The organism is Shewanella sp. ULN5 (assembly GCF_030731885.1).
In the GTDB taxonomy this organism is placed as follows: Bacteria; Pseudomonadota; Gammaproteobacteria; order Enterobacterales; family Shewanellaceae; genus Shewanella; species Shewanella holmiensis.
Window position 1 is genome coordinate 1 of sequence record NZ_JAPJEE010000033.1, and the last position, 5382, is coordinate 5382.

Annotated in this window: 5 protein-coding genes; all 5 read right to left on the reverse strand. The window is 38.0% G+C overall.

Translation table 11 applies throughout. The annotated features are described in order from the left end of the window. Nucleotides 1–185 precede the first annotated feature (185 nt). Entirely contained in the window at nt 186–572 is a 387-nt protein-coding gene (locus tag ORI98_RS18020; RefSeq protein WP_306136136.1) for a hypothetical protein, read from the reverse strand. A gap of 137 nt (nt 573–709) precedes the next feature. Beyond that, the gene (locus tag ORI98_RS18025) at nt 710–1165 is read right to left on the reverse strand and encodes a hypothetical protein (protein ID WP_306136137.1); all 456 of its coding nucleotides are present in this window, start codon (nt 1163–1165) and stop codon (nt 710–712) included. Between the two features lie 461 nt (nt 1166–1626). After that, on the reverse strand, nt 1627–2268 hold the full coding sequence (locus ORI98_RS18030; protein ID WP_306136138.1) for a molecular chaperone: 642 nt from the start codon (nt 2266–2268) through the stop codon (nt 1627–1629). Between the two features lie 47 nt (nt 2269–2315). Beyond that, nucleotides 2316–2957, reverse strand: a complete 642-nt coding sequence (locus tag ORI98_RS18035; RefSeq protein WP_306136140.1) for a DMSO/selenate family reductase complex B subunit — start codon at nt 2955–2957, stop codon at nt 2316–2318. Between the two features lie 11 nt (nt 2958–2968). Beyond that, nucleotides 2969–5382 (reverse strand): DMSO/selenate family reductase complex A subunit (locus tag ORI98_RS18040; protein ID WP_306136141.1); only part of this gene is annotated, 2414 nt, incomplete at its 5' end.

Consider the following 5382-nt stretch of genomic DNA (forward strand, 5'->3'; position numbering starts at 1 on the left):
AGATTCGACACCTTTATCAAAACGGGTAACTCTCACTTTTTCAAGTTGAATGTCAGATCAAGTCGAAACTAATACACTTCAAAGTCGACCACTGCTCTTATCTGGATCTGTAGACACTTTTCACTTAGTAATGGTGCTATCAACTAGGCTGATACCCGCCTAGTAAATACCCCTCTGGTGAAGGATTATGTATATGCTTTTACAGCCAACTTTAGTTTTACAGCTGAGATAATATGATTTGTTGCTGCTGTTTTTCTATAACTTGCCCTATTATCTTTTTTGCGAGAATAAGGTATTGGTCTCTTTAATTCAGTGTATTGCTCAATTGTTGAGTCAATAATTTCACCAGTTGGAGAAAGTAGCCAGTAGTGGATTATATCTTTTTCATCTGTAGCTTTCTGAAGCTTGTAGCCAGCCTCTTTTCCACCCAAAAGATTATACATTGCTAATGATGCATGGTGACAATGTCCACACATTCGGTGGTTCAACACATTCTTATACCGTGATGGTATTAACTCATCAGACAATTCTGCACGAACTAGATTAAATATCTGTCTTTCATGTTCCGTCACGGCTACTCCTTGTCCACATCACTCAAAATTTGTGATTAAATTATCAAAATTACCATTGGCATTTGATTGCAACTCATGGTGTTAGATGGCTTGGTATGTGTGTTGTAAAAATATGAACCTGTGACCAGTTATCCCTTTTATCTATGCTTACACATATTGGACTGCTGTTTACGATGCTGCTGACGCTGGGTATTGAGTCGCGCCATGGCTGTTAATACTCGTTGTCCATTATCGTAAAGCATTGAATTAGCATATTGTTCATCATTACAAATCGTTTGAGCATAATGCACCGCGAGCGACATAATAAGTTGCTCTGCTTGGGTTAGTTTTTTGTGTTCAAGCTCTTTAATAAACATCAATAAAAAACATTGAAACAGGATTTCAAATACCTGCTCCAGTTCGATATTATAGTGCTCATTCTTAGGCTTGGGGGGCAGCTCAATCATGGCAGCGATAAGATTACACACTGTCGAGCATTGCGTAGCACCTACAAATAACTCGTCAATGGCCTTATCCTTGGCAAAGTAAAGTTGTAATTGCTGAGCAAAATCTGCTTTTTTCCACTGCAGGGCGACTGAACGAATGACACTCATAAATTTACCTACTAGTGAATCAATTGCATTGGGTTATGTTTAATGTCTTAGTTAATACGGTATCAAAATCGGTTGCTAACAAGGATAACGGCACAAGTACTCTATTTTTGTAAAAATATTGGGGCGACATACTTAATGCAAGTGAACTCCATGTGTAACTTTTACCTATTGAGTTTAAAGCTAGAACGTCTGCCAAGTTGTTTGTACTAAATAAGTAATTACATCGTCTAGTTAGCAAGCCGATATCTTTTATGCTGAATAAAACTTCCGTGATTTACTTATTTCAATTGTCCAATAATCGATCATATCTAATACTAATTTTGCTAATTGCGAGCAATACTTACTAGTTGATTTTAATGTAATATTGCTTAACACCTCTACACCCCAATCATGAAAATGGCATGTAAGTAGCTCATAAATTAAAGCACTCTGTAGTAGCCCTCTAACAAAGGCAAAATGACCTATAAAACGTTAAGCTCTAATATAGCATCTTCTGTCTTTAAGAGTGTTCTCCATAGGGTGATCATCTCCAAAGCGATTAGAGCTTGGTGTTGATAAAATACTGTTTTTGCATTTACGCAGATGCTTTCCAATAGGCCTGAGATCCAAGGTTCTAAATGCTCGTACATTATAGTATCAACCATTAATATTTTATCATCAGTGCTTTTTTCGCTCCCCATAACAGCAGCTAGGACTGAGAAAATTAATGCAAAATGGTCTGTAGGCTCATTGCCTTTAAAATTAACTGAAATACCATTTACATTAAGGAAATTTCGGTAACTTAGTGTAGATTCGCCAAATAACAGTTTTTCAGGATCTGTATAATAAGAACCCCATGGGTAAACTTTTCTAAATGGAGCCCCTATAAAAAGCTCATTAAAATCAATAATAATCCTTTCCAAAGAAGGTTTTTTTAGTTCCTCTAAAACAGCATTAACACTCTGGCTTATTTTTTCATTTATGTATGGAAATTTTTCGAAACATTCTTCAATAGTTTTAAGTACAACATCATCAACTGAACTGTAAAATGTTGTAGATAGTAAATTGAATACAGCAGAGGAGATCGTAAACTGCTCAGTCAAATTATGTTCATTCATAGACATTTATAAACATAACTGGGGTGGGGGGGATTGCTCCCCACCCCAGTTATCTATACCTCATTCAAGTTTTCAATCTTACCTTCATTAGATCCTGAAGGTTTAGTTATTGTCGTGCTTTGAATAATCAAGTTAGGCTCTGTTATTCCAGACTCAGGTAAAGGCGCAATACTAGAGTTATTTCCATATTTACCTCTAAGCACTTCTATATCATCAAATTGTAGAGCTTTTTGTGTACAACCAGCGACACAAATCGGCTTCTTACCTTCACTCACTCTTTCAAAACAGCCATCACATTTGATCATTACTTTACGAATAGGATCTAACTGTGGAGCATCGTAAGGACAAGCTCGAGCACAACTTCCACAACCAATACATAAATCCTCTGCAACATGAACAAATCCATCTTCACGACGCTTATGCATTGCACCTGTAGGGCAAGCTTTAACACAAACAGGGTTATCACAATGATTACAGCTAATTGATATGTAATAACCAAAGGTGTTGCAAGTTACTGTATTATTTGTTCCTTCAACGAAGCCACCGCCTATGTATTCATAAACTCGGCGTGGTATTACTCCTAAATTTGCATCAAATTTATCTTTACAAGCAATATGACATGCTTTGCAACCATTGCACTTGCCAGGGTCAAAATAGAAGCCATATTGAGTTTTAGTTTCAATTATTTGTGTCATTTTTTTAACCTTTATGCTTTGTAAATTTTTACTCGAATTGTATGTTGTGGGTTACCATTGGAAATTGAACAAGACCTTTGGCTGGTTAAGGTATTAATGCACCCTCCAATATCTACACCATTTACTGGGTTGTACCATTGACCTTGTGGTAAAGAAGCAACTCCTGGCATTACCCTATTAGTGATTCTCGCTTTAACTTTTACAATCCCTCGTAAGGATTCGACATAAACATCATCTCCATCAGAGAATCCAATAACATCCTTGGGGTTTATCCACACAGCATCATATACAGCCTCGTTTAACCATGGATTTGAAGCGTGACTAGAATGAACACGTCCTTTGGTATGATGTCCGATTAATTGAAGAGGCATATCTTTAATTTCTTCAGAATCATCCTCATAGCCTTCCCATGTTTTGACATATGCAGGAATAGGAACGATAAATAAATCTGGTATATATTCTGGTGCAACCCTATTTTTAGAAATTCGGTCAACTGCATGAGAAAATAATTCAATTTTCCCCGACAAAGTGCCAATTTCAGCATCGTTATGAATATAGTCATATAAAGCACACTGACGTTCGTCATTTTCTGTATACAGTTTAACTAAGCCAATATCCTGAAACTCTTCTAGAGTAGATGGTAAATGTTCTGGGTAATTAGGCTGAATTTGAGACGTATACATATGCTCTAGCCACTGCTCTTCAGTTTTACCCTCCGTGAATTGGGCTGCAGTTCCCAGAACTTCAGACAATAATGAACACATTTCATAGCTCGATTTACACTCACCAAGCGGAGGAACACTTGCTGTTAATGCCGTTAAGTAAGACATCCCGCCTGCAGAATAACTTTGATCTGCGATATCTGTACTTTCTAACCAAGAGCGATCTGGTAGTACATAATCTGCATACTTGGCCGAAGCCGTCATGTGGTTATCAATTACAACAATGGTTTCGCACAGATTTTCTTGCTTTAAAATTCTTGCTGTACCATTACAATCACCATGTTGATTAATCAACGCATTCCCAGCGTAAAGCAAAGCAAATTTTATATTTGCTCCCAATTTACCATTACCACTCTCGTCTAATTCATCTTCAGGTAAAATGACACCATTTTGGTGAACATCTAAATTTTCACCATCTTCGATGGCTAATGGCCATAACCAATTAGGTATCTCAGCTTTTTGAGTACCAGTATCTACACCAGGCATACCAGAAATCTTGAACCCCCAAAATGACATAGGTAGCATTCCATTATTTGTTCCCCTTCTACCAATGGCGCCTACTAATGCACCTAATGCAACCATAGACCAAACATTGTACTCACCATTAGCATGGCGTTGAATGCTGTGCCCTGATGCAATAAATGGTGCCTTGGCCGCCGCCAATTGTTCTGCAATATTTCGAATGCTACTTGAGGGGACACCACAAATACGTTCAGCCCATTCCGGTGTCTTAGGCTGAGAATCTAATTCACCAACACCTAAAATATAAGCTTCATAACTTCTCTCATATGGCACTGCATCAAGGCCTTTATCAGGCATTGCTTCTTCAGATCTAAAGCCATAACAATATTTATTAAGATATTCTTCATCTATCAATTTATTAGTAATTAAATGGTATGCGATCCCACTAACTAGAGCTGCATCAGTACCTGGTCTACATGGATGGAATTCATCATTTTTGCCTAACACAGTATCGCTATACCTACAATCAATATGGATAGCTTTAGTGCCATTCTTTTCTTTGAATAACTGATATTCATAAGCTTCACCAGAGCCACTTTGCCTAATTTCTGCGGGGTTATAACCAAAGAAAACATAAAGATCACTGTTTTGCATTTCAAGAACGGTTGAACCACCATAACCATCTACTACAAGTGGAAACATCATTTCTGTTTGGGCGCTACTATAAGAGCCGTATCCCGCTAAAAATCCGCCTTTTGTATTCAGTAATCGTTGCCAACAGTCAACACCATTCAATGCGTAATCGGCTCCTGAACCATCCACCCAAAACACAGACCTAGCACCATAGGTGTCATAAACATTATTTAATTTAGAACCAATTTCTTCTATAGCTTGATCCCAAGAAATTCTTTCAAATTTACCTTCCCCACGCTCACCTGTTCTTTTTAAAGGATATTGAAGTCGATCTGCATTATATATTCTCTTTCTATTCCCTCGACCTCTAGCGCAAGGGATAATATGATGATCACGATACTCCCCACTACCTTGTTCATCAGTTTCGATTCGCGTAATGACTCCATTTTCACTAAATATTTTTAGCGGACAGTTAGAGCCGCAATTTCCAAGGCATGCTGACCAGTTCATGCGCTCTTCCACAGGTGGTGTTGGCGGGACTTTATTTGGCTCATCTGAACTGGTTTTACAACCGGTTACCGTTGCTGCACAGCCAAGTGCTGCACTCG